The 26316-nt window shown below is 45.8% G+C and carries 21 protein-coding genes, 1 riboswitch and 1 other annotated feature; all 21 genes read left to right on the top strand.

The genetic code is table 11. The features are described from left to right. Nucleotides 1–105 precede the first annotated feature (105 nt). The 21 genes from KAH19_RS02055 to KAH19_RS01955 all read left to right on the top strand — a co-directional run bounded on the left by KAH19_RS02055 (nt 106) and on the right by KAH19_RS01955 (nt 26313). Nucleotides 106–2781, top strand: coding sequence for a calcium-translocating P-type ATPase, PMCA-type (locus KAH19_RS02055; RefSeq protein ID WP_256437812.1), 2676 nt, complete (start codon nt 106–108; stop codon nt 2779–2781). Nucleotides 2782–2983: 202 nt separating this feature from the next. Continuing rightward, nucleotides 2984–3218: a binding site (T-box leader), on the top strand. Between the two features lie 76 nt (nt 3219–3294). Further along, nucleotides 3295–4974: a 2-isopropylmalate synthase gene (gene leuA, locus KAH19_RS02050; RefSeq protein ID WP_210684888.1), complete on the top strand. Its 1680-nt coding sequence runs from the start codon at nt 3295–3297 to the stop codon at nt 4972–4974. Between the two features lie 425 nt (nt 4975–5399). Further along, nucleotides 5400–5654: a type II toxin-antitoxin system HicA family toxin gene (locus tag KAH19_RS02045; protein WP_210684887.1), complete on the top strand. Its 255-nt coding sequence runs from the start codon at nt 5400–5402 to the stop codon at nt 5652–5654. Then, the gene (locus tag KAH19_RS02040) at nt 5651–5992 is read left to right on the top strand and encodes a type II toxin-antitoxin system HicB family antitoxin (protein WP_210684886.1); all 342 of its coding nucleotides are present in this window, start codon (nt 5651–5653) and stop codon (nt 5990–5992) included. The genes KAH19_RS02045 and KAH19_RS02040 overlap by 4 nt, the downstream gene beginning before the upstream one ends. A 381-nt stretch (nt 5993–6373) precedes the next feature. Then, nucleotides 6374–6545, top strand: a riboswitch (cobalamin riboswitch). A gap of 224 nt (nt 6546–6769) precedes the next feature. Beyond that, nucleotides 6770–7174, top strand: coding sequence for a hypothetical protein (locus KAH19_RS02035; protein WP_210684885.1), 405 nt, complete (start codon nt 6770–6772; stop codon nt 7172–7174). 66 nt (nt 7175–7240) lie between these two features. Then, a complete protein-coding gene (locus KAH19_RS02030; RefSeq protein ID WP_210684884.1) occupies nt 7241–9562 on the top strand; it encodes a TonB-dependent receptor in 2322 nt (773 codons plus the stop codon). A 97-nt stretch (nt 9563–9659) separates the two neighbouring features. Next, nucleotides 9660–10706 (top strand): ABC transporter substrate-binding protein, encoded by a 1047-nt coding sequence (locus tag KAH19_RS02025; RefSeq protein WP_210684883.1) that lies wholly within the window; start codon nt 9660–9662, stop codon nt 10704–10706. Nucleotides 10707–10708: 2 nt separating this feature from the next. Beyond that, complete coding sequence (locus KAH19_RS02020) at nt 10709–11764, top strand: iron ABC transporter permease (protein ID WP_246869397.1); 1056 nt, start codon at nt 10709–10711, stop codon at nt 11762–11764. A gap of 2 nt (nt 11765–11766) precedes the next feature. Then, nucleotides 11767–12537 (top strand): ABC transporter ATP-binding protein, encoded by a 771-nt coding sequence (locus KAH19_RS02015; RefSeq protein WP_210684882.1) that lies wholly within the window; start codon nt 11767–11769, stop codon nt 12535–12537. 138 nt (nt 12538–12675) lie between these two features. Beyond that, the gene (locus KAH19_RS02010; RefSeq protein ID WP_210684881.1) at nt 12676–13875 is read left to right on the top strand and encodes a hypothetical protein; all 1200 of its coding nucleotides are present in this window, start codon (nt 12676–12678) and stop codon (nt 13873–13875) included. Beyond that, nucleotides 13872–14225 carry a CGGC domain-containing protein gene (locus KAH19_RS02005; RefSeq protein ID WP_210684880.1) on the top strand — a complete coding sequence of 118 codons (354 nt, stop codon included), beginning with the start codon at nt 13872–13874 and terminating at the stop codon, nt 14223–14225. The genes KAH19_RS02010 and KAH19_RS02005 overlap by 4 nt, the downstream gene beginning before the upstream one ends. Next, nucleotides 14225–14632, top strand: coding sequence for a GNAT family N-acetyltransferase (locus KAH19_RS02000; protein ID WP_210684879.1), 408 nt, complete (start codon nt 14225–14227; stop codon nt 14630–14632). Before KAH19_RS02005 ends, KAH19_RS02000 begins: the two co-directional genes overlap by 1 nt. 201 nt (nt 14633–14833) lie before the next feature. Then, nucleotides 14834–15373, top strand: a complete 540-nt coding sequence (gene hpf / locus KAH19_RS01995; RefSeq protein WP_210684878.1) for a ribosome hibernation-promoting factor, HPF/YfiA family — start codon at nt 14834–14836, stop codon at nt 15371–15373. A 130-nt stretch (nt 15374–15503) separates the two neighbouring features. Beyond that, nucleotides 15504–17963: a preprotein translocase subunit SecA gene (secA, locus tag KAH19_RS01990; RefSeq protein ID WP_371816685.1), complete on the top strand. Its 2460-nt coding sequence runs from the start codon at nt 15504–15506 to the stop codon at nt 17961–17963. Nucleotides 17964–18082: 119 nt separating this feature from the next. Further along, nucleotides 18083–19187, top strand: a protein-coding gene (prfB, locus tag KAH19_RS01985; protein WP_187363676.1) for a peptide chain release factor 2 whose coding sequence is annotated in 2 segments (ribosomal slippage) — nt 18083–18151 and nt 18153–19187 — 1104 coding nt in all. Because the reading frame shifts where the segments join, the coding sequence is not laid out codon by codon here. Nucleotides 19188–19215: 28 nt separating this feature from the next. Next, nucleotides 19216–21315, top strand: coding sequence for a DUF5693 family protein (locus tag KAH19_RS01980; RefSeq protein ID WP_210684875.1), 2100 nt, complete (start codon nt 19216–19218; stop codon nt 21313–21315). Then, nucleotides 21312–22394: a polysaccharide pyruvyl transferase CsaB gene (gene csaB / locus KAH19_RS01975; RefSeq protein ID WP_210684874.1), complete on the top strand. Its 1083-nt coding sequence runs from the start codon at nt 21312–21314 to the stop codon at nt 22392–22394. Before KAH19_RS01980 ends, csaB begins: the two co-directional genes overlap by 4 nt. 25 nt (nt 22395–22419) lie before the next feature. Then, nucleotides 22420–23097 (top strand): cell division ATP-binding protein FtsE, encoded by a 678-nt coding sequence (gene ftsE, locus KAH19_RS01970; protein WP_210685478.1) that lies wholly within the window; start codon nt 22420–22422, stop codon nt 23095–23097. Then, nucleotides 23087–23974: a permease-like cell division protein FtsX gene (gene ftsX / locus KAH19_RS01965; RefSeq protein WP_210684873.1), complete on the top strand. Its 888-nt coding sequence runs from the start codon at nt 23087–23089 to the stop codon at nt 23972–23974. The genes ftsE and ftsX overlap by 11 nt, the downstream gene beginning before the upstream one ends. A gap of 14 nt (nt 23975–23988) precedes the next feature. Then, complete coding sequence (locus KAH19_RS01960) at nt 23989–25134, top strand: murein hydrolase activator EnvC (RefSeq protein ID WP_210684872.1); 1146 nt, start codon at nt 23989–23991, stop codon at nt 25132–25134. A gap of 24 nt (nt 25135–25158) precedes the next feature. Next, nucleotides 25159–26313, top strand: a complete 1155-nt coding sequence (locus KAH19_RS01955; protein WP_246869395.1) for a S41 family peptidase — start codon at nt 25159–25161, stop codon at nt 26311–26313. Nucleotides 26314–26316: the final 3 nt, after the last annotated feature.

The following is a 26316-nucleotide window of genomic DNA, read 5'->3' as shown; positions in this document are numbered from 1 at the left end:
GCTTTGTAAGTAAGTGGCGAGACTTTGTTGTAAAATATTTTTATTTTACAGCATTGTCTCGCCTTTTTTTAATATATAATATAAGGTGAAGAGTGTACTTGCACGATTTACCGTAATTTTCGACAAGTAGCAGACGTAAGGTCAAAGGAGGAAGAAATGAGTAAATATGGCTTAAGCAAAGAGCAGATTGAAGAGTCTCGGCGCAAGTACGGTGATAACACGTTGACGCAGCCGCCGCGGGAAACCTTTTGGAGCAAACTGCTGGGTAATTTTCAGGATCCCATTATCCGTATACTGGTAGTAGCGCTTCTGGTAAATGCTTTTTTCGTGTATCTTGGTCACGGCGATTGGATTGAAACAATAGGTATTTTTCTGGCAATAATTTTGGCAACCTTTGTTTCTACCTGGTCCGAATACAGCAATGAGAATGCCTTTCAAAAGCTGCAGGAGGAGGCCAGCCGTATCCGCTGCAAGGTATGGCGTGACGGCGAGCCGCAGGAAATTGCTATTGATGATGTTGTAGTCGGTGATGCAATTATTTTAGAGGCCGGCGATAAAATACCGGCAGACGGTATTTTGCTGGAAGGAACTCTGAAGCTGGATCAGGCAGCGTTGAACGGTGAAAGTGAGGAAGCTAAAAAAACTGTTGCACCTGCTGAGTTCCAATGGGATGACGGTAAAATTGATTTTCTGGATGAACATAAGCTGTTCCGTGGCAGCGTTGTGGTAGAAGGCACCGCTGTGATGCAGGCTGTGAAGATCGGTGATAATTCTGTTTACGGCCAGCTGACGCAGGAGCTGAAGGATGATGAACGTGATAGTCCGCTGAAGCTTAAACTGAAGGGATTGGCAGAGCAGATAAGTAAATTCGGTTATGCCGGCGGTGTGCTGATAGCAGTTGCGGTAATACTGCATAAGATATATCTGGCAGGCAGCTTTGCAGCTTATTTTGCCGATATGACAACAGTAATTGCCGATTTAGTGCAGGCTGTAATCTTGGCGATTATTATTATTGTTATGGCAGTACCGGAAGGCCTGCCGCTGATGATTGCGATAGTTTCTTCGCTTAATATGCGCAAAATGCTGCATGACCATGTATTGGTGCGTAAGCTTGTCGGCATTGAAACGGCAGGCAGCCTGAACCTGCTGTTTACCGATAAAACAGGCACTATTACTAAAGGACAGCTGGAGGTAGTACGCTTTTTAACCGGCGATTTACAGGAAATTACTGATTTTACATCATTGCCTGCGCGTCTTAAGGAGCTGACCTGTCAGCAGGTTCTGATCAATACATCATCTACCGTTACTGACGGCAAAATTGTCGGCGGTAATATGACGGAAGCAGCATTAAACAATTATGTCGGTGCTTATCGTTTGCCGCAGCTGCCGCAGCGTCAGCGCTTTACTCCGTTTAACAGTGCCAATAAATATTCCTGGGCGCAGGTTGCTCCCGCTGACGGCGGCGCAGCATATTGCCTCATTAAGGGCGCACCGGAAAAGCTGCTGCAGGCTACCGATTGGTATTGGTCAAAAGATGGCAGCCGTTTGCCGTTGACTGATGAGATGAAAGCAGCTCTGGATAACAGAATGCTGGAGCTTGCAGGACAGGCTATAAGAATGCTGGCCTTGTGTACGTATGAGGGAGTACCTGCTGATAACCTGCCGGATAAGGGACTGACGCTTGCAGGCGTTGTAGCAATCCGTGACGATGTACGTCCGGAGGCAGTGGAGGCTATTAAGGCTGTACAGCAGGCCGGTGTACAGGTTGTAATGATTACCGGTGACCGTAAAGAAACCGCGGTTGCCATTGCTAAGGATGCAGGCCTGCTGCAAAGTGCGGAGGATGTAGTCTGGACCTCCGACGAGCTGGCACAGATGAGTGATGATGAGGTCAAAGCTAAGCTGACGCATCTGCGTGTAGTGGCACGTGCTCTGCCGATGGATAAATCGCGTTTGGTGCGCTTGGCGCAGGAGCTGAATTTAGTAACCGGTATGACCGGCGATGGTGTAAATGATTCGCCGGCGCTGAAAAAGGCTGATGTCGGCTTTGCTATGGGCAGCGGTACAGAGGTAGCCAAGGAAGCAGGCGATATCGTTATCATGGACGATAATTTCCTGAGCATCAAGCAGGCGATTTTGTACGGAAGAACGATTTATAATTCTATCTGCAAATTTATTGTTTTCCAGCTGACGATTAACTTTTCGGCTGTGGCAATTAACTTTATTGCTCCCTTCATCAATATTGATGAACCGCTGACGATTACGCAGATTCTGTGGATTAACCTGGTAATGGATACCCTTGCTGCGCTTGCTTTCGGCGGCGAGCCTGCATTGGCGCAGTATCTGCGCGAGGCGCCGAAACGCCGTAGTGCGCCGCTTGTCAGCAAAAAGATGCTTACGAGTGTTATTATCAGCGGCCTGTATATGACTATTGTCGGTATCGCCTTTTACAAGAGTGCGTGGGTTGACCATCTATTCCGTGATGCAGATAATCATATCTACACCTACACGGGCTTCTTCTGCGCCTACATTTTTATGGCAGTAGCCAATGGCTTTAATGTGCGTACCGATGGTTTGAACCTTTTGAAGAATATCAGTCTGAACAAGGGCTTCTTACAGGTAATGGCGCTGATTGTTGCAATTCAGGTGCTGCTGACCTTTGTTGGTGGGCGTGTACTGCGTACAACACCGCTGAATGCGCATGAATGGTGCGTTGTTGTTCTGTTTGGCGCTTCCATTATCGTTGTTGATTTACTGCGTAAGCTCATCAGCAGCAGGTAAAGTTATACACAGTTGTTGATAAGTCTGTTGATAATCTGTGGGTAAAACACATAAGCTGTGGATAAGTATTCGAGGATAGAAGCACACTAATTGCTGTTACATTGTTTACAAATTTGCTGCAAAAAAATAAATTTCAGAAAGATTGTTGACAATTAAAAGCAGAGTGCGTATAATAGCATTCAACGAATCAAATATCGTCCCTAAAAAAACGGTGAAGGGAAGAAGATATGACCGGATGGGCTAAGAGAGTCGCTGGCTGGTGTAAAGCGATGTCAATGGTTATATGCATACTGATCCCGGAGTTGCCTTTCTGATATGTAGGGAAGGACGTGTGGTCACGTTACAGGCAAAGGCCTTGTTGGAGGCTGAGAGGACAGCATTGCTGAAGTGCTGTTGAAATAGGGTGGTACAGCGTGGAATTGTTCCCCGCCCCTAATTGTGTTATAAAAAACACAGGTTAGGGACGGGGATTTTTGTTTATAATCGCTAAGAAAAGCTAGGGGGAAATTAATCATGCAGCAGGAGAAAAAATATATTCCGTTTGAACAAATAAAAATTACCGACCGTCAATGGCCTGATAAAACGATTACCAAAGCACCTGTATGGTGCAGTGTTGATTTGCGCGATGGCAACCAGGCTTTGGTTACACCGATGGGTATTCCGGAAAAAATCCGCTTTTTCCACACCTTGGTAGATTGCGGCTTTAAGGAAATCGAGGTTGGCTTTCCTTCCGCATCGGAAACAGAGTACGAAATTCTGCGTACCTTGATTGAAGGCGGACATATTCCTGATGACGTAACTGTACAGGTTCTGGTGCAGGCGCGTGAAGAGCTTATCCGCAAAACCTTTGAGGCAGTACGCGGTGCCAAGAATGTTATCATCCATTTTTACAACTCCACTTCAACACTGCAGCGTAAAATTGTTTTTGGCAAGGATATGGACGGTATCACCGATATCGCTGTGCAGGGCGCGCGTCTTATCCGCCAACTGACGGAAGAAGAAGTTGCCCGCAGCGGTATGAATATCCGCTATGAATATTCCCCGGAAAGCTTCTCCGGTACGGAAATTGATTTCTCTGTGGCAATTTGCGAAGCAGTAATGCAGGAAATGGGCTCTACCAAAGAAAACCCCATTATCCTCAACCTGCCTTCTACTGTCGAAATGTGTACGCCGAACACCTATGCCGACCAGATTGAATACTTCTGCCGTCATATTAAAAACCGTGAAGCAGCAATCGTCAGCGTGCATCCGCACAATGACCGCGGTACCGGCGTTGCCTGCGCAGAGCTGGCGCTTTTGGCCGGTGCGGACCGTATCGAAGGCACCTTGTTCGGTAACGGCGAGCGTACCGGTAACCTTGATATCGTAACTGTAGCCCTCAACATGTTTACGCAAAATGTTGATCCGGAGCTGGATTTCTCTCATATTCTGGATATCAAAAAGGTTTATGAGGAATGCACCAGAATGCATGTGCCCGAGCGTCAGCCGTACGCCGGCGAGCTGGCCTTCACCGCTTTCAGCGGTTCGCATCAGGATGCTATCCGCAAGGGCTATGAATACATGAAAAACAGCGGTACAGAATATTGGGAGGTACCGTATCTGCCTATTAACCCGGCGGATATCCATCGTGAATATGAGCCTGTTATCCGCATTAACAGTCAATCTGGTAAAGGTGGCGCTGCCTTCGTGCTGCAGCATACCGTTGGCTATAATCTGCCGAAGGAAATGCATCCGGAATTTGGCAATATCGTGAAGGCTGCTGCTGACGAATACGGCGATGAGCTTTCCAGCGAGCAGATTGTGCAGCTCTTCCGCAAGGAATACATCGACTTTGCCGGCAAATATCAGCTGCTGCGTCATCGCTTCACCGAGCTTAACGAAGCTGATGGCAGTATCCACAGCCGTTTTGAAGGCGAGATTGCTGTGGCAGGCGAAAATAAGAGTGTTGTTGGTGTAGGCAACGGTCCTATCGATGCCTTCTTCCAGGCGCTTACCGGTGTCGGAATTAATGGCTACGAATTCGTCAACTATCATGAGCATGCGATTTCCAAGGGTTCCGATGCGAAGGGTATTTGCTACATTGAGTTGAAGCAGAAAAACAATGGCCACATCTTCGGTGTAGGCATTCACTCTAATGTTAACGTAGCAGCGCTGCGCGGTATTATCTGCGCTATCAACCGCGCCGAGAAGTGATTAGTAGTCAGTGAGCAGTTGTTAGTGGTTAGAAAATAGTTGGCAGTACGGGGCAAAGAGAAAAAATATTAGAAAAATGCTCCTGTATATATTATTTTGCTAAAGGTCGGCACCAGAAAAACAGATAAGCCGGCTTTGATAACCTCCAAAATAAGGGAAAGATTTTTTGGAAAACAAGGGAAAGAAGTAAAAATAAGGGAAAGAAGCAAGCGCCGTCGGTCATAAGGCTGGCGGCGATTTGCTTTAATAAAAATATATTGCGGAATTTTCTGAATTATGATAAAATACGTCTTAGGTACTGGAGATGTATCTAAAGCGTTAAGGAGTGATACTTGTAGTGAGTGTTGCTCCAAATTTTTTAACGAAAAATGCAACTAAAAATAGTTGCATAGACGCTCGGGAAAGTTTATAATAGAGGTGAAAAGATGGGACAAAAAGAAAAGCTCATAAAAAAGTTAATGAGTAAACCAAAAGACTTTACGTTTGCGGAAGCAGAAACATTGCTTAATTATTTTGATTATGTTAGAAGCAACAAGGGTAAAACCAGTGGATCACGGATAATATTTATTAAAGAGGGATGTCACGCTATTTTATTGCATAAACCGCATCCACGCAAGGAGTTGCTGGCATATCAGATAAAAACTCTGATTTCTGCATTAGAACAGGAGGGATTACTGTGAAGAATACTATGCAATATAAAGGCTATATCGGGTCTGTGGAATTTTCGGAGGAAGATGGACTTTTCTTCGGCAGGGTTTTAGGTATACGTTCTGTAATTTCCTATGATGGTAAAAATGCACAGAAATTAGTCGAGGATTTTCATGGAGCGGTAGATGATTATTTAGCTATGTGTGCTGCCGAAGGTATTACACCGGAAAAGGCGTATAAGGGAAGCTTTAATGTGCGTATTCCCGCTGAGATGCATAAACAGGCGGCGATTTGCGCATTACAGAACAACATTTCCCTGAATAAAATTGTGGAGCAGGCTTTGCAGCGTTTTTTGCTGACAGAAAATTAAATATATGAAAAACAGGTATAGTGGTATGATATCTGGCCAAGTATATTACGCCAGACTAAGAATATAGTTGTATGTTGGTTGACGTATAATTACAATATAATAATGCTTTAAACATTCGGACTTCGTTTTAAGAGATGGAGTCCTTTACTTGTGTACAGAGCGAGTGCTTTGTACACTTTTTTCTTGACGTTTTTGTGAATAACATGCTATAATGCTAACTGTAAACTATTTTGTAATTAAAGTAAACACAAAATAGTGAAAAAAGCAAATATACAAAGTGGATAATATGCAATTTTTATCTGCAAGCATCTTAAATCAAAAAGAGCATGGTATACAATAGAGTATAGCAGATAAGCTGTTAAGAACCTAACGAGAGAACAAGAGAATAAAAGCGTATCAGGTGTATTTATACTTAATAGGTAAACAGGTGCAAAACCTGTGCTGTCCCGCAGCTGTAATGTGGAGCCGGCTTTATAATGTCACTGGGGAACCGGGAAGACAAGGCTGGCAATTAAGCAGAGCCAGAAGAACTGCCTGATATAGGGCCTTTCAAACAACCTGCGATGTACAGGATTGCGCTTTCCCAGGGATAAGTGCGTCTTGCTGTCACAGTACGGCAAGACGCTTTTATTTTGGCTGCAATATTTGCATAAAGTATATTTATTATTCTTGCATATTAACATCTGACAAGCGGAACAAGGATAGCTTGGTCAGATGCTTTTATGAAAATAAATTTTGTCCCAGTATGCTCAAGAATTACGAGAGAAAGGAGGAGCTATGAAAAGGATATTTATGCTGCTGACCTTAATTTTGGCGCTGATGTGCCCAGCACTTGCCGGTGCTTCTGAGGTATCAAGTGACAAAATGATTTTGGATTGGACAACATCCAAGGTATGGGTTAACGGCGGCGAACTGTGTGTAACAGGCACCTTTGTCAACAAGCGCAGTGATTTGACCATCACTAAGCTGAATGACTTTATTATGCGTGTTACCTACACAGACAAAAATGGCGAGCAGAAGCAGTTTACCGGCAGACCGGTAAAGTTTCCGCTGTGCAAGATTCCTGCCAATGGTTCGCGTAAGCTGAATCTTAATTTTGGCAAATTTGCTGACGAAAGCGTTGGCAACTGGGTAACGGCGCAGACCTATACGTTTACGTATATTAACGGCGCGCGGTTCTGATAATGTTTTTTGATGAGTATTAGGCGTTGAGTTTGCAAGAAACTCAAATTTTACAGAAAGAAGTGTATGAGTAACATGAAGAGAAAATATACAGCTGCGGCTGCTATGATGATGGTAATGGGCCTGTGCGCAAGCGCAAGCGCAGCATTTGACGAAAACCTGAACGATTATACCCTGGATACAATGGTAGTAGAGGCTGATGCAGTTAAAAACAAGTTCGGCGATACTATTACTGAGCAGTCCTACTATCGTACCGGCGGTGACGTAAAGGTTATTACTCGAGAGGAGATTGAAAAACGTCATTATACTGATGTAAGTGAAGCAATTAAACGTATTCCTGGTGTAACCTTCCAAAACTCCGGTTATCGTGGCGGTGAATATGGCTACAGCTTCTTTAATAATAGCATGTCTATTAATGGTGATAGTCGAGTAGTTATTTTGGTTGATGGTCGTCGTGTAGATAACTCTGTAAGTACAAAATTTGGTTCTGGAAGTGCAAATGCAACTAAAACAATGGCTGATTTAAACGCTATTGTAAACATTGAAACCATTGATAAAATTGAGGTTATCAAAGGACCTGGCGCTTCTGTATATGGTACTGACGCAACTGGTGGTGTAATCAATATCATTACTCGTAAAGGTGGTACTGAGAATCATGGTTCTATAGATTTACAAACTGGTTCTTGGCATAAACATGTTTACAATTTAACGTATTCTGGTGCTGCAGGAGAAGATAAGTCTTGGCGTTACTTTATTTCTGCTAGCCGTAATATGGCACAAGATAGTAAGTATAAGGATGCTGTTTCTGGCGGTAATCGTACTTATTTGAACACTAGATATAAAGAAGAAAGTACTAATATTCGTGTAGATAAAGACTTTAATGAAAAACAAAATTTAAAAATCAGTTATAATCACCAAAATGGTGTAGATCATTATCCTATTCTTGCTCCTAACTATGATTATTGGAGCGAAGCTGGTTGGAAAGATATGTATGATAAATATTATGGTGGTGTATCAACTAAGAATAATCCAGCATATAGAAACTTTTTTATGCTCGATGCTCTGAGCAATTCTTATAATGCTTATCGTAAAAATGATATTGATATCAGCTATACTTTTGATAAAGAGAATGGTATGGAAAGCTTTATCAGAGTATATCAACAAAAGCATCATTATGATGGTTTAGACCATTATCCTCAGTGGATTCAACCGGATGGTAATCGTGTCCCGTTCCCAGGTGGCCCAGATTGGGAAAAATTCTTTAACAGCAATTTTAAATGGCAGTCTGATAAAGATTTTACTAAAGTGAGTCATTATCTGGACGAAAATAAAGGTGTTCAATTCCAATATGCAAAAGCAGTTGGTGTAAATGACTTGATTTTTGGATTAACTTATGATAAATCTGAATCCTCTAGTAATGAACCTGTAAGAAATAGTGATGCACGTACTACTAGCAGTGTTAAACGCGATAGCATTATGGGTTTTGTTCAGGATAAAATTCATGTTAACGACAAATGGGATTTGACACCTTCTGTTAGATATTTGCATATGAGCAGCTATGAGAATACAAATGAAAATGGCAAAACTTCTGAAGTAGCTGATAGTGACATTAGTACTGTAACTCCTAGCATTAATACACAGTATGCTTTTGATGATACAACGAGTGCTTATTTTGGTTGGTCGAAAGTTTATAGACCTGTAAAAGCAAGTGACCTTACTAAAGCTGATAAGTATCTTTTTAATGGTCAGAGATTGGAAGACGAGAAAGGTAATGCTTTTACCATTGGTTTCAAAAAGGATCTTTCTGATAAAACAAGTGTTGCTGTACACTATGATTATACCGATATGAGCAATGCAGTTACGCAGTATCGTGTTTTTATAGCATCTGAGAACGATTATAAGCAAAAATTTATTAATGCTAAAGAGAAAAAGAAATCTTTCAATTTAACTGCTGATCATACATTTGATGATCATTGGAATTTAAGCCTTGGCTATTCTCATCTTAAGGATGAATGGAGTGCAAAAAATGGCATGACATTTGATCCTGATTTAAACTGGAGTGGTACAACTAATGTTAATACAATGATTAACAAATATAGACCAACTAACCATTATACAGCTAATTTGTCTTATGAAAATGATAGCTTCTATGCTGCATTGTTAGCTAACTATTTTACTGGATGTGATAGAACTGTATTTACTGATAGTCGTTTTATGGTTTTTGATTTAAGCTTAAACTATGCAGTAAACAAGGATTTAACTACATACCTTACAGTAAACAATTTAACTAATACTGCGTATGAGAATGCAGCATCATATGTATATGGTCCTGGCGCTGCTCCGCAAGCTGGCCGCTGCATTATGGTTGGTATGAAATACAGCTTCTAACTTTTAACTGATACATCATACTCTATCTCCTTTTAGGTAAAGCACTACTGCTGGCGCAGTAGTGCTTTGCCATATTCTTGCTAAAACGAGGAAGTAAATGAAAAAAATATTAACAGGAGTGCTGCTGGGAGTTTGCTTGTTGCTCACAGGCTGTGAACGCAACATTTTTACGCTTCCGGTACACGAAAACCCGGAGGCTTTGGTGCGCTTCAATACGCCGGTGCAGTACGATTATAATCCTGCGCACTACCCCGTAACTATCGAAAATTACAATACTCAGGGCGAGCCTGAGAAGATGACATATACAAAGCCGCCAGAGCGAGTGGTGGCAGTCTGGCAAAACAGCATTGAAACACTGCTGGCTTTGGGTGTGGGCGACCGCATTATTGCCGGTAACGGCGTGCCGGACAAAAAGTTTTTCCGCAAGGAATATCAGGAGCAGTACAGCAAAATACCTTATACCGGACTGCAGCTTCTGGATGTGGAAACAACGATGATGCTGAAGCCTGATTTGCTTGTCGGCTGGCATTCTACCTTTGGTCCCAAGGTGTTGCGTACAACCGATTTTTGGCATAAGCGAGGAGTTAATACCTTTATCGCACGCTCGTCTATAGGTGACGGAAAACCGCGTACTCTGCAAAATGAATATAAGGATATTCTTGATTTAGGTAAAATCTTTGATAAAAATGAAAGGGCGCAGCAGCTTGTCGGACAAATGCAGCAGGAGGTTAATTTTGCCATCAGTCAGACTGCCAGTTATAAAAAGCGCCCGCGGGTTCTGGTGTTGGAATTTTTAGGCAAGGAGCCGACGGTTTATGGTGAAAAATCACTGGCAGGCAATATCGTCAAAGAGCTGCACGGCGAATTGCTGGCAGAAAAGCAGCGTTCTATTGGCTTCGAACAGGTCGTGGAGCTTGATCCGGATGTTATCTTTGTGGTTGTGATTGAATCGCATTACGGACATGAGCAGGATATGGTTGACCGTGTTACAAAACACAAGGCACTAAAAAATTTACGCTGCGTGCAGCAGGGACGTGTGATTCCCTTACCGTTTTACGGTATTTACAGCTCAGGCGTGCGTACCTATGATGGCATAAAAATTATTGCGGCCGGAATGTATCCGGATTTGTATAAGGAGAAATAATTATGGTTGATTTTTTGAAGAAGCAGGGGTACCTGTTCATCTGCCTGGGATTGCTTGCTTTGCTGGTAATTGCCTTGTTTTGGGCGTTGTCCATTGGTACAGTTAAGCTGCCGCTGGTAAATATTTATAATACGGTTATAGAGCAGCTGTTTAGCGGACAGCCTATTGAAGGTGTTGACTGCGGACCGGTGCATGATATTGTCTGGCTGCTGCGCTTGCCGCGCCTGGTGCTGGCTGCCTTAGTAGGCATGGGCCTTTCGGTCTGTGGCGTTATCATGCAGGCTGTAGTAAAAAACCCCTTGGCGGACCCATATATTCTGGGCATTTCCTCCGGCGCTTCGCTGGGTGCGACGGCAGCAATTCTGCTGGGTATCGGCGTGGCGCTGGGTGAAAACTTTGTCGGCATTGCAGCCTTTATCGGTGCCTTCGCTATGTCGCTGGGTGTACTGTTTATCTCTAACCTGGGCGGACGCAGCAATTCCGTTAAGCTGCTTTTGGCAGGCATGGCGCTGAGCGCAGTCTGCGGTGCGTTTTCCAGCTTTATCGTTTACTTTGCCAATAATAAGGAAGGCATGCAGACTATCGCTTACTGGATGATGGGCAGCTTTGCCGGTGCTAAGTGGGAAACACTGGCAGTTATCGGACCAATCGTAGTGTTGGCAGTAATGTTCTTCTGGACGCAGAGCCGTATGCTCAACCTGATGCTTTTAGGTGATGAATCGGCGCTGACACTGGGAACGGATTTACATATTTACAGACAGATTTATCTGCTGGTAAGCTCTCTTATCGTAGGCTTTGTAGTATACGCTGCAGGTATGGTTGGCTTTGTCGGCCTGGTAGTACCGCATGTTATCCGTATGCTGGTAGGCACCGACCATAAAAAACTGATACCTGTTTCCGCTTTAACAGGTGCAGTATTTTTGGTAATTGCGGATGGTCTTTGCCGTGTAATTATTCCGCGTACCGAGCTGCCAATCGGTATTTTGATTTCGCTTATCGGCGCGCCCTGCTTCGTTTACCTGATGATTAAGAAAACCTATGGCTTTGGAGGTAACTGATAATGGAGATTTTAGCAGAAGCAGTAAAAATGGCCTTCGGACCAAAGGAAATTCTTAAGGGAATAGATTTCAGCCTGCATAATAAGGAATTTGTGGGCATTATCGGGCCTAACGGCAGTGGCAAGAGTACCTTTCTGAAATGCGTTTACCGTGTGCAGAAGCCTACGGATGGTAAAATTACCTTCAACGGAACGCCGTTGGACGAGCTATCCTACCGTGAATCGGCACTGCAGCTGGCGGTAGTAGCACAGCACAATGTCTACAGCTTTGATTTTTCGGTGCTGGAGGTTGTGCTGATGGGACGTTCACCGCATAAGAAAATGCTGGAGCGCGACAATCTCAACGATTACCGGATTGCGCGTGAAGCGTTGGCAACCGTAGGTCTGGCGGACTTTGAAGAACGCAGTTTTGCTACCTTGAGCGGTGGTGAGCAGCAGCGTGTAATTTTGGCGCGTGCGCTGACGCAGCAGACGGAATGCCTGGTGCTGGATGAGCCGACGAACCATCTGGATATCAAGTATCAGCTGCAGATTATGGATATTGTAAAATCACTTGATCTGACTGTTGTAGCAGCGGTACATGATTTAAATATTGCAGCAATGTACTGTGACCGTCTGGTTGCGATTAAGGACGGACAGATTGTTGGCATGGGAACTCCGCGTGAGCTGCTGACGGAAAAGTTTATTTATGATATGTATGAGGTGCGCTGCAGAGTGGATGAGGATGCGTCCGGAAGGATTAATATTGTGTATCTGCCACAACATTGGATGTAGTACTGAGGCGCCTTGCGTGAAAATAAGGGTTGTAGTAGGACGGCGGCGGATAAGGCACAATCTGCGGCTTCACAGCCACTCGAAGGATTTTTAGTTTTTTGACCTACTATAATATTTTTTTGTTCAAGGAGGGTTAAAATGAAAAAGCTTTTATTGATTCCGGCAGTTATGGCCATGTTCTTTGCCGGCAGCGTAGCAGCTCCTGCTGCCTTCGCTGCTCAGCCTGCACCGCCGCAGGAAAGCAAAATGATGCTGCCGCCGCCCAAGGACGGCAAGCGTCCGCCGATGCCACCGCGCATGCGCCGGCCGCAGCTTTCCAATGCAGAGGCTGCGGAAAAACTGCAGTCCGCATACGGCTATCGTTACTCTGATATGCTGCGCTTGTTGAATATCGGTCATAGCTATGGCGATATGAACACAGCTTGCTTGTATGCGTATCTGTCCGGTGAGCCGGTAGAAAAGGTGCTGCAGCTGCGTCAGCCTGCAACCTGGGGCAGGGTGCGTGCACAGCTGGGTCTTACGCCTAAGCTGTATGCTGAAAAATATATGGAATATCAGGCAAGCTATCTGCCTGCCGACAGCCCGGTAGACAGGGAAACGGCGCTGAAATATCTGCGACAGGGCTATCCGCTGGGCGATATTCTGCAAGCTGCCAAGCTGGCTAAGGAAAGCGGTAAAACTTTGGCACAGGTGCTGCCAATGCGCACTGTTACCTGTGACTGGGAGCAGGTTAAGGCAAAGCTTGGCTTGCAGCAGGAAGCAAAACAGGACCAGCCTTTCGCCTTCAGAGGACGCGGCCAGCGTAGCGGCGCAGGCTTTGCCGGCTTGCATACACGCAACATGACGGTAGAAAGAGCTGTAAAGATTTTCCACGCTGATTATCTTTTTGATGAAGCAGAGCTGCTGCCGCTATATGAAAAGTATGGCTTTGAAGGCTTGGAGGATATCTGCCTGCATGCCTACATGAGTAAAAAATCCTTGCAGGAAATTATTGACCTGCGCGATAAATATTCCTGGGAGCGTATGAAATATGTGCTTGGCTTGACACCGCAGCTATATTTTGACCGCTGCGTGGATTATCAGGCACGACGTCTGGCAGAACGCATGGATATCCCGCAGAAGGTAACGAAGAAGTATATGCATATGGGCTACGCAATGCATCATATCAACAGTGCTTATCTGCTGGCACAAAAGGCCGGGTTGGATATTAAGGATGTTATTGATTTGAAGACGCCGAAGAACTCCTGGCAGGATGTGGCGCTGAAAATCGGTCTGACTGTTGAAGATTGCCGTGAGGTTAAGAACAAAATCAGTAAGGACTTTGGGAGGCATGAATGAAACGTATTGTAATTTTACGCTGCTTGCGTTCAAATAATGTTTGTACAGGCGCAGCTTGTTTAAAGGCATTTAATAAAAAAACCGGTGCCTTCACCAGATATGGCGAAGAACCGCTGGAGCTGGAGGCTTATTGGAGCTGCAACGGCTGCGGTGACTGTCACTTTAAATACCAAGAGGGTATCGAAGAAAAGCTGGAGTGTATTATCGGGCTGAAGCCTGATGTAGTGCATGTTGGTGCTTGCGTTAAGCAGCGCACGCAGGAGGGTCAGGTTGTTACTTGCAAAAAAATAGAAGAAATTTGCGAGCGTCTGGAGGCTGCGGGACTGACGATTGTGGAAGGTACGCATTGATGAATGGACTTAGATTTGCAGAATACAAGACCTACAATGAAGCCGAAATTATGGCGTTATATAGTAGTGTTGGCTGGAGTAATTATACCAATAATCCGGTAATGCTAAGGAAAGCTTATAAGAATTCACTTTATGTTTTAGCGGCTTATGCTGATGACAAGCTTGTGGGGTTACTCCGTGCTGTCGGTGATGGTTCTTCTATAGTTTTCCTGCAGGATTTAATAGTACTGCCGGAGTATCAGCGACATGGTATTGGTTCACAGCTTATGCGAAGAGTTATGGAAAAGTATGCAGACGTCTATCAACTGCAGCTCCTTACGGAATCAAGTGAAAAAAATATTGCTTTTTATGAATATGTTGGGTTAAAAAGAGTTGAAAAGTATGGCTGCTGTGCGTTTATGAGATGAGAATGCTAAAATCGGTTATAAGCTGTAAGCAATGTAACACTATTGCAACAAATCTAAGCAAATTAGATAATTTTTGCAAACTTTAGCAGGAGTTTTCGCCTCTATAGCGAAATATAGAAGCAAAGGGATAAAGCCCGAGCCCTTGATAGAAAAATGGTAGCACCAAAGCGATTTGGCGACATACCAAAGGAGGCATTGATTATGAGTGTAAACGTAAAAGGCAGAAACATTGATGTGACCCCGGCTCTGAAAGAGTATGTGGAGAAAAAAATTACCAAGGTTACTAAGCAGTTTAAGACTGTTGGTGACATTTCTGCAGTACTGAAGGTTGAGAAAGGTAACCATATTGTAGAAATTACGGTTCCTGCAAGCGGCATTCTGCTGAGAGCACAGGAAACCACGAAAGATATGTATTCCTCCATTGATTTGGTTGTAGAGAAAATTGAACGTCAGATTCACAAATATAAAACTCGTCTGATGAAGAGAAAATACAGCAACTTTGCTGATACCGCTGTTCCTGCTCCTGCTCCGGCTGCAGAAGCTGCTGATGAAGGCGAATTCGAAATTATCAAGAATAAACGCTTCATAATGCATCCTATGACTCCGGAAGAAGCAATCCTGCAAATGAACCTGTTGAACCACGATTTCTTCGTATTCTACGATCCTGATTTGGGTGCTACCAATGTAGTTTACCGCCGTAAGGATGGTAAATACGGCTTGCTGAGCCCGGAACTGAAATAAAACAAATATTTTAACCTAAACTTCACAAAAAAGCACAGGAAATTCACCTGTGCTTTTTGCTTTTTAAGAGAGATTCTGCTATAATTTAAAATTAGGTGTATAGTCTTTTCAAACACCATAATTTTAAGGAGTGATCGTGTTGCTCGAAGGCATTTTAAAGAAAATTTTTGGTGACCCCAACGAAAAAGAAATCAAAAACATTCGTGTAATCGTAGATAAGATTAATAGTCTGGAAAAGGACATGGAAAGCCTTAGCTCTGCTAATTTGGCAGCCAAGACCAGCGAATTTAAAGTACGTTTGCAAAAGGGTGAAACCCTGGATGATATTCTTCCGGAAGCATTTGCCGTTGTCCGTGAAGCATCCAGACGTGTTACCGGCATGCGTCATTTTGATGTACAGTTAATCGGCGGCGTAGTGCTGCATCGCGGCAAGATTGCCGAGATGCGTACCGGCGAAGGTAAAACTCTGGTAGCTACTGCGCCTGTATATCTGAACGCACTGACCGGCAAGGGCGTGCATGTTGTAACTGTCAATGATTATCTGGCACGCCGCGACAGCGAGGATATGGGCCGTATTTACAAGTTCCTCGGTCTGTCTGTTGGCCTGATTGTGCATGACATGGATTTCCCCGACCGTAAAGCTGCCTATGCTGCAGATATTACCTACGGTACCAATAATGAATTTGGCTTTGACTACCTGCGTGATAACATGGTAGTTGATGAAAATCAGATGGTTCAGCGTGAGCTGAATTACTGTATTGTCGATGAGGTCGACAGTATCCTGATTGACGAAGCGCGTACCCCGCTGATTATCTCCGGCCCCGGTGAAAAATCCACTGAGTTGTATCAGGTCCTGGCCCGTGTTGTTGCCAACATGGAAGAAGGCGAGGACTACACTGTTGATGAAAAACAAAAACAGGTAGCACCTACCGAAAAGGGTATTGCCAAGGCAGAAAAAATGCTGGGCATCGGCAACCTGTATGACAATGAGCACGGTGTGGACTATTCCCACCAGATTATGTGCGCTCTGAAGGCTAAGGCTTTGATGCACCGTGACCGCGATTATGTGGTTAAGGATGGTCAGGTTATCATCGTTGATGAATTTACCGGCCGTCTGATGTTTGGCCGTCGTTTCTCCGAAGGTCTGCACCAGGCTATCGAAGCTAAGGAAGGCGTAAAGGTAGAACGCGAAAGCCAGACTTTGGCAACCATTACCTTCCAGAACTACTTCCGTATGTACAAAAAGCTTGCCGGCATGACCGGTACCGCTAAAACCGAGGAGCAGGAGTTCCAGAAGATTTATAATCTGCCGGTTGTTGTTGTACCTACCAATAAGCCGATGATTCGTGTTGACTATCCTGATGTTATCTATAAAACACGTATTGCCAAATACAAGGCAGCAGTCAACGAGATTGAAGAATGCCATAAGTCCGGTCGTCCGGTACTGGTTGGTACTACTTCCATCGCTCAGTCCGAAGAGCTGAGTGCTATGCTCAAACGCCGCAACATTCCGCATAACGTGCTGAATGCTAAGTACCATGAAAAAGAGGCTGAGATTATTTCTCATGCAGGTCAATACGGTGCTGTAACTATTGCTACCAACATGGCAGGCCGTGGTACCGATATTACCTTGGGTGAAGGTGTTCCTGAATTGGGCGGTCTGCATATCATCGGTACCGAGCGTCATGAAAGCCGCCGTATCGATAACCAGCTGCGCGGTCGTTGCGCCCGTCAGGGTGACCCCGGTTCTTCCAAGTTCTTCCTGAGCCTGGAGGATGATCTGATGCGTCTGTTCGGCAGTGATAATATTGCCGGCATCATGGATAAGCTGGGCATGGAGGACGATGAGCCGATTGAACACAGCCTGGTTACCAAGTCTATCGAAAATGCTCAGAAGAAGGTTGAAGCACGTAACTTCAGCATTCGTAAGCATGTCCTGGAATATGACGATGTTATGAACCAGCAGCGTGAGGTTATTTACTCTCAGCGTCATAAAATCCTGCATCAGGAAAACCTTAAGGATACCATCAAAGAGATGGTTGATGAAACCGTTGAACGTACTATGACTATGTACGCACCGCCTGAGGTTTACTCCGAGGATTGGGATCTGCAGGCTCTGATTAACTACGCTGAGGACTTCTATGCTCCGCGCGGTCTGCTGACTGTAGATTATCTGCAAAATCTCAGCCGTGAAGAACTGGCTGAATACCTGCAGAAGGTTGCTGATGACAACTACCAGGCACGTGAGGACGCAATCGGTCCTGAACTGATGCGCGAGCTGGAAAACCTGGTTATGCTGAAGGTTGTAGACAACCACTGGATGGAGCATCTGGATGCTATGGATATGCTGCGTGAAGGTGTTGGCCTGCGTGCATATGGTCAGAAGGACCCGTTGGTTGAGTACAAATTTGAAGCCTACGATATGTTTGAAGCTATGATGGAGGCTATCAAGGAAGACGTTGTCCGCTATATTTACCGCGTCAATGTTATTACCCAACCGCAGGTTGAAGACCCGCTGGAAAATGCTTCCACCAATAACCCGACTCCCGAGGGTGACGAGGGTAGCTTAAAAGCTGAACCCAAGAAATAAATTTTAAGTCAGCAGCCTTGGCTGCTGACTTACTTTCGCCTTGTTTGCAAGAACTCGGCAAAACGGCTTAGGCCGTAAATAACTAATATTTGCTACACGAAAGGTTGTGAGGAATTTTGTTGATTGAAGAATATAAGCCTGAAATTACAAATCTGCAAGCAAAATTAGAGGAAATGAGGGGATCTCTTTGACATCGCTGTCAAAGAAGATCGTATTGCAGAATTAGAACATAAAATGGGTGATCCTACTTTTTGGGATGATCCGGAAAAGGCACAAAAAACTGCGCAGGATGTTAACAGCTTAAAGGAAGAGGTTGACGGTTTCCATAAATTAAGCGCAGGTGTTGATGATTTGGAAGCTTTGCAGGAGATGGCTGCCGAAGAAAATGATGAAAGCCTGCTTCCTGAAATGGATGAGCTGCTGGCAAAATGCCGCAGCGAGCTGGAGCATCTGGAGCTGGGTATGCTGCTCAGCGGTGAATATGATGCCAATAATGCTATCCTGACACTGCATGCAGGTGCCGGCGGCACCGAAGCGCAGGACTGGACCAGCATGCTGCTGCGTATGTTTACCCGCTTTGCGGAGCAAAACGGCTTTGCGTTGGAAATGCTCGACTATCAGCCGGGTGATGAGGCCGGTGTAAAAAGTGCTACCATTCAGGTTAACGGTCATAATGCTTATGGCTTCTTGCGCTCTGAAAAGGGTGTACACCGCCTGGTGCGCATTTCTCCGTTTGATGCCAATGCCCGTCGTCATACCTCCTTTGCTGCGGTAGACGTAATGCCGGAGCTGGATGATACTGTTGATGTAAATATTAATATGGATGAGGTGCGCGTCGATGTTTACCGTTCCAGCGGTGCCGGTGGTCAGCACGTCAACAAAACGTCCTCTGCTGTACGTATGACACATGAACCGACAGGTATCGTTGTTCAATGTCAGAATGAGCGTTCCCAGATTCAGAACCGTGAGCGCTGCCTGCAGATGCTGCGTGCAAAATTATATGAATACGAAAAGGCTAAGCAGGATGCTCTTGTCAGCGATATTGCCGGTGATTACCAGAATATCGAATGGGGTAGCCAGATCCGTTCCTATGTATTCCAGCCTTATACTATGGTTAAGGACCATCGTACCGGCTGCGAAACCGGTAACATTCAGGCTGTTATGGATGGCGATCTGATGCCGTTCGTAGAAGCATATCTGCGCAGTCAGCAGAAGAAGGTTTAATAAAGCGAGGTCTGGACAGGTGAATTTTATGAAAAGCCGATATAATCCTTTGCTTTTGGCAGTAATCGTAATCGGTCTGGTTTGCGCCTTATGGCTGAACGTTGTCCGTCACGATGTCGAACAAAAAAACAATACTGTAGAAATGGCTATGGAGTACGAGGGCTTACGTAAGCTGGCTGCTTTGCAGGGCCTGCCGGAGGAGGATGTACTGCGTCAGTTTAAGGATGCAGGCATCAACTCGCTGATGATTTTTGATACTACGCTGGAGCGCCTGACTAACAATGGCGAAATCCAGACGGTAACAGGCGGTGAGCTGCGTCAGGCAGCTGCGCTTGGTTCCGGCATGGGTGTTTTTGCTAATGTGGGCGCCGGCGATGTTGAAGAAAATGCTGCTTACGTTGCTGCTACCGACAAGCAGTCTGTCTTAGATGATGTAGAGCAGGATTTGTGCCTGCGCTACGGTGCTGACCGTGTAAAGGTTGTAAGCGAAAATCCGCGTATTATCAAAATCAAGGGCAGCACTACACCTTTGCCTGAGGGCAAGTATGATGAGCCTCAGGGACTGCTGCAGGCTCCTTTAGGCTTGCCGGTGCAGGATATGCGTAAGGTTGCTGCTTTGGGCTTCAAAATTATCGTACGTCCGCAGAATTATGTGGATGTAACTGATGAGCAGATTGACGGCATTTTTGCCCGCATTAAAGAAGCCGGTGTACCGGTTGATGCTTTGATGCCCTGTGGTACCGAGGTTGTTGGCTATCCTAATAAAATGAAGCATTTGGGCGAGCGCATGCAGGAAAACAACATGACGCTAGTAATGCTGGAGCATTACACCCAGCTGCAGTTTGCAAAAATTGACGGCCTGTTGCCTTTGGCTGAGTTTAATGACTACAAGGCTGCCCGTTCTTATGTTATCGACCCGACTGAGCAGAAGAAAATCAGTGTGGGCGAGGCTCTGCGCCGTTGGGCGCTGACGGACGAGGAGCGTAATATCCGCGTGAACTATATCCGACCCTTCCTGATGCCTGAGGGTGGTCAGGATATTATGAAGACTAACCTGAAATATGTGCGTGATATTAAGGCCAGCGTTGAAGCGCGTGGTTATACTATCGGCGAAGCAGGTGTTTTCAGCGCCGAAAACAAAGATGGCTTTGCACCGTACTTCCCCGCTAAGGTAAGCTTTATTCCTATTGTATTGGCGATTGCCGCAGGTGTAGTGCTGTATCTTGCGCTGCTCTTTAACTTGGGAGGTAAGCAGCAAATAGCACTGTGGGCTGTTTTTTCTGCCGGAGCTCTGGCACTGCTGTTTATCGGCCGCGGCCTGTTTACACGTCAGCTGCTGGCTTTGGCGGCAGCAAGTGTTTTCCCGGTGCTTTCGATGAATGTTATCTTTAACATTTGGGATAAAAATACGAGTGATAAGCACAGCCTGCTTGCTATCTGCTGGAACGGTATCTGGCAGCTGGCACTGGCTATTGCTTTGTCTTTGGTGGGTGCAGCCTTCCTGTCCGCTATTTTGACAGACAGCCGCTTCCTGCTGGAGATTGACATCTACCGCGGCGTAAAATTAACCTTTATTCTGCCGGTTATGCTGACAGCTGTTCTCTTTATGAAACGCTATGACCTGCTGCAGGTTGTGGGCAAGGGTTTGAAAACTCTGTGGGAGCGACTGAACGGTCTGCTGGATACAGGGATTACCTTCCGCCATGTAGCAGTGCTTGCGGTGCTGCTGTTTATTGCTTATTATTTTGTCGGCCGCAGCGGTCACACCGGCGGTGTGCCTGTGCCGGCAATTGAATTGAAGATGCGTGCTTTCTTAGAGCAGCTGATGTATGCACGTCCGCGCGAAAAAGAATTTATGATCGGTCACCCGGCATTTTTCGTGGCAGTGCTTGCTGTTTACCGTTGCGCACCGCGTTGGTGGCAGTTTGTACTGACCTGTGCTGCCGTTATCGGACAGGGAAGTCTGGTGCAGACCTTCTGTCATATGCGTACACCGGTTGTTATGAGCTTTGTACGTGCTCTCGACGGCTATGCTGTTGGCGTTGTATTCGGCGTAATTGCCGTGCTGGCGCTTGGCATGCTGTTACCCTTAGTTGTTAAGTTTAAAAGGAGATACCTTGAAGAATGAGTAAGATCGTGATTTCCGGATACTATGGATTTGCTAATGCCGGAGATGAAGCTATGCTGACCGCGATCATTAAGGCTTTGCGCAGTACGGAAAAGACCGTGGAGCTGACGGTTATCTCAGGCAATCCGCCCGCTACTGCCGCAAGACACAAGGTGAATTCTCTTCATCGTTTCAGCTTTTGCAAAATTTTTGCTGCCCTCATGGACTGCGACCTGCTGCTCAGCGGCGGTGGCAGTCTGCTGCAGGACGTTACCAGCAAGCGCAGTCTGTTATATTATCTGTTTATCCTGGCTTTAGGCCTGCTGCTCAAAAAAAAGGTTATGCTTTTCGGTCAAGGTATAGGACCTATCCATAACAGACTTATGCGCAGGCTGACTAAATTTATCTGCAGCCGGGTGGATTTAATTACCGTGCGTGACCAGGATTCTTTATATGAACTGCGTCGCATCGGTGTACCGGCGGAAAAGGTGCAGCTGACAGCCGATTCTGTGCTGACCTTGCCGCAGGAGAGTAAGGAAAAAGGACTCGAACTGCTGCAGCAGTTTGGCATTCCCAAAGATAAAATGCTGATAGCTATAAGCGTACGTAAATGGCAGGAGGATGACAAGTACCTGCTGGAGCTGGCTAAGGCTGCGGATATTCTGTCCAAGGAATATAAAGCACACATTGTGCTGTTGCCGCTGCAATATCCTGTGGATGTTGCTGCCTGCAACAGATTACAGCACTTTATGAGGCGCAAAGCAGACAGTACTGTCTTGGAAACCGGCTGTGATACCGAGCAGTTTTTGTCACTGATGGGTAACTTTAATCTGCTTATCGGTATGCGTCTGCATGCATTGATTTTTGCTGCAGTTATGGAGCTGCCTTTTGTGGCTGTATCCTATGACCCCAAAATTGACGGCTTTGTCAAAGACATTAACGGCATCAGCGCAGGAGCTGTGGAAACATTGCAGGCTGCGCAGATAGTTGCGTCTGCGCGCAAGGCGCTGGCCTCTGCCAATGCTGCTCATGGACTTTTGGATACATTGAGAGCGAAAGCTTTTTTAAATGCAAAGGAAGCCTTTGATTTATTAAATTGAGAGGAGATTGAAGGTAGTGCTGAAAATGACTGATGTAAGCAAGGTATATCCCGGTGGGTCTGTTGCCTTGCAGAACGTCGATATTCATATTGAACCAGGCGAATTCGTCTTTGTTGTAGGACCTAGCGGCGCTGGTAAGTCTACCTTTATCAAAATGCTGTTCCGTGAGGTTCTGCCGACCACGGGCAGCATTTTTGTTAATGGCGTGGATATTTTATCGCTGACACCCAACGAGATTCCTTATATGAGGCGTCAGCTGGGCATAATTTTCCAGGATTACCGTCTGCTTCCGGACCGTACTGTTTATGAAAACGTAGCTTTTGCTATGGAGGTAATAGAAACACCGCGCCGCAAGATTAAGCGCAGAGTGTTGAACGTATTGGATCTTGTAGGTTTGCGTCACCGTGCCGATGCTTATCCTAATGAGCTGAGCGGCGGCGAGCAGCAGCGTATCGCTATTGCCCGTGCTATTGTCAACGATCCTATTATGGTAATTGCCGACGAGCCTACAGGTAACCTGGACCCGGAAACAAGCTGGGATATTATGGAAATCTTTAAGGAAATTAATGCTGAAGGAACTACGATTGTTATGGCAACTCACGATAAAGAAATAGTTGATGCCATGGGCAAGCGCGTTATAGCCATAGAGGACGGGCATATCGTACGTGATGAAGCAAGCGGGGTATATGGCTATGAGCTTTAGTACAAAAGAATATTTTGTTAAGGAAACCTATAAATCTATCAGGCGTAACGGCTTTATGAGCTTTGCTTCTATTTCGACTGTTGCGGTTTCGCTGTTAGTGCTGGGAATGTTTCTGCTGATTTTTCTCAACACCAACAATTTGGCACAGTATCTGGAAAGTCAGGTACAGGTGTCGGTCTATATGCAGGATAATGCCTCTGCGGAGGAGCTGAAAGCAGTAGAGGCGAAGCTGAAGAAGATGCCCGGTGTTGTTAAAGTAACGCCGGTAAGCAAGCAGCAGGCTCTGGCACGCTTCAAGGAGCGTCTTGGCGATCAGGAGCAGCTGCTCAACAGTTTGGGTAAGGACAATCCTTTCCCAAATTCCTTTGAGGTGCAGGTGGATAGTCCGGAGCGCATTAAGGTTATCACGCCTTCTATCGGACAGCTGCCTAAGGTAGAAACAGCTAAATTCGGTCAGGAGGTTGTGGAGCATTTATTTTCTCTGACCAAAATATTGCGCTTCGGCGGCATTGTGCTGGTTATATTTTTAGCTATGGCAACGCTGTTTATTATTTCCAATACTATCCGTCTGACGGTTTTTGCCCGCCGTAAGGAAGTTGTCATTATGAAATATGTCGGTGCAACCGACTGGTTTATCCGCTGGCCGTTTTTGCTGGAAGGAATGACCTTGGGCTTTTTCGGCGCTGTGATTGCATCTGTCTGCATTAACAGCCTTTACGCCGGGCTGTTGGAAAGAATCCATGCTACTCTGGCCTTTCTGCCGTTACTGCCCACATCTCCCTTATTGTTTTATGTAACAATATTTTTACTGGCGGTAGGTACCGGTATCGGCGCTTTGGGCAGTTATATCTCCTTGCGTAAGTTCTTGCGCGTTTAAGGGAGGCAGAAGTGATGGAAAAAAAGAAGCTGGGCGGTCTGCTGCTGGCATTATGGCTGGCGGTGCTGCCGCTTTACGGAGCCATGTGCTTTGCCGATACTGCTGATGACAAGCGTGCCGAGCTGAATGATGTACGTCAGCGTATGGAGCGGATGCAGACCCGCAAGGAGCAGGCGCGCAGGAAGGCTGAAAGCGCCAGCGCGGAGCTTAGCGAGGTTATGGGCAGTCTTAACGAACTGCAGGCACAGGCTAATAGTCTGCAGAAAAAAAGCGATACTCTGCAGGGAAAAATAAATGATAACCAGGCTAAGCTGGAGAAAAAGCAACAGGAAATGCAGGAGCGGATGCTGATTTACCGCAAGCGTCTGCGTGATATTTATATCAACGGTCAGATAAATTATCTGGATGTGCTTTTGGGTGCCAAGGATTTCAGTGATTTTTCCTCGCGCATGTATTTGCTGCAGAAAATCATCAGCCGTGATCTGGAGCTGTTGGAAAAGCTGAAGCAGGATGCTGCGGAAATCAACAGCCGCAAGGAGCAGCTGGCAGCTGAAATGAAGGAAATCAAGGCTACCCAGACAGAGCTGGAAGCAAAAAAGGCAAAAGTAAATAAGCTGCGTGAGCAGCGTGCCTATATGCTTTACAAGGCCCAGGAGGAAGAACAGTCCAGCCAGGAGGAATATGAGCGTCTGCTGGCTATTTCGGAAAATATCGCCTCTATGCTGCGTAATATGGAAAACTCAGGCGGCGGTGCTCCTGCAGGACAAGGCGGTACAGGTCAGTTTATGTGGCCTTGTAACGGTCCGATTACCTCCTACTATGGTTGGAGAACGCATCCGATTTTCGGTACAACCAAGTACCATAGCGGTATGGATATTGCTGTTGATTCAGGAACGCCGATTCACGCTGCTGACAGCGGCACGATTGTTTATAGCGGCTGGCTTGGAGGTTACGGCAACTGCGTAATGATTGACCATGGCGGCGGTCTGGTAACGCTTTATGCACATAATTCGGCGTTAAATGTTGGTGAGGGGCAATATGTAAGCAAGGGCGCGGTAGTTGCCTATGCCGGCAGTACCGGTTATTCTACCGGACCGCACTGTCACTTTGAAGTGCGTCTGCATGGCGAGCTTACGGAGCCGTTAAATTATTTACCGTGACAGATATAAACGGAGGCAGGAAAAGTGTTTAGAAAAAGAAGATGGCAGCTTGCAGCCTGCTGCCTGCTTACAGCATTGCTGACTACCGCAGCGGTAGTGGGAACAGAAGCTGTGCTGTTAAACAGGTTGACGGGCAGTGCCTCTGAATCGGTGCGTTTTTTGCGCACTATGAACCTTTTAAAGCGTAACTATAATGGTGAGGTAGATAATCACCAGCTGTTTGACGGCGCAATAAAAGGTATGGTGGAAGCTGCAGGCGATCCCTATACAGTTTATCTTAACAGTAAGGATTTTCAGCAGCTGAGTGAAATGACAGGGGGCAGCTTTGGCGGTATCGGTATCGTTTTTGGCAAACGCGGTAATGACTATGTAGTTATTTCTGCTTTAGAGGATAATCCGGGCGCAAAAGCTGGTATTAAGAGCGGCGATGTTATTACTGCGATTGACGGTAAACCGACGCGTGATATGAATATGGAGCAGGTAGCCAACAAAATCCGCGGCAAGCATGGCACTGTTGTCAAACTGGAGCTCAAGGGCAAGGATGGTAAACTGCGTACTGTGAGCGTTGAGCGTGGCGAAATCAAAAATCCGTCTGTCGGCGGCCAGCTTTTGCCTGATACCAAAATCGGTTATATCAGAATAGCCGTATTTAATGAAAATACCGGTGATGACTTTGCCAAAAAATATGCAGAGCTGGAAAAGCAGGGCATGCAGGCCATGGTGCTTGATCTGCGCGGCAATCCCGGCGGTGTTTTTGATGCAGGTGTTGCCGTTGCCGGTATGCTGGTGCCCAAGGGACCTATTGTTTCTGTTGTAGATAAAAATGGCAACAAGTATGAAGAAACCTCCAGTCTGGAGAAGGTGAAATATCCTTTGGCCGTGCTTGTTGACCATGGCAGTGCCAGCGCTGCGGAAATTGTTGCCGGTGCGATTAAGGATACCAAAAGCGGTAAGCTTTTCGGTACCAAAACCTTCGGTAAGGGCAGTGTGCAATCGGTATACCGCCTGGACAGCAATACGGCAGTAAAAATTACGGTAGCCAAATATTATACTCCGTCCGGGGTTTCTATTCATAATGTAGGCATTGAGCCTGATGTGAAGGTAGAACTGCCGGAGGATGCTACTGTCGATATTCAGCTGAAGGCAGCGGAGGACTATCTGCTGCAGCAGCTGCAGTAAGGA

This window comes from Phascolarctobacterium sp. Marseille-Q4147, from assembly GCF_017968825.1.
GTDB lineage: Bacteria > Bacillota > Negativicutes > Acidaminococcales > Acidaminococcaceae > Phascolarctobacterium_A.
Note: the sequence above shows the minus strand (reverse complement) of the source record. Positions and strands in the feature narration are given on the sequence as shown.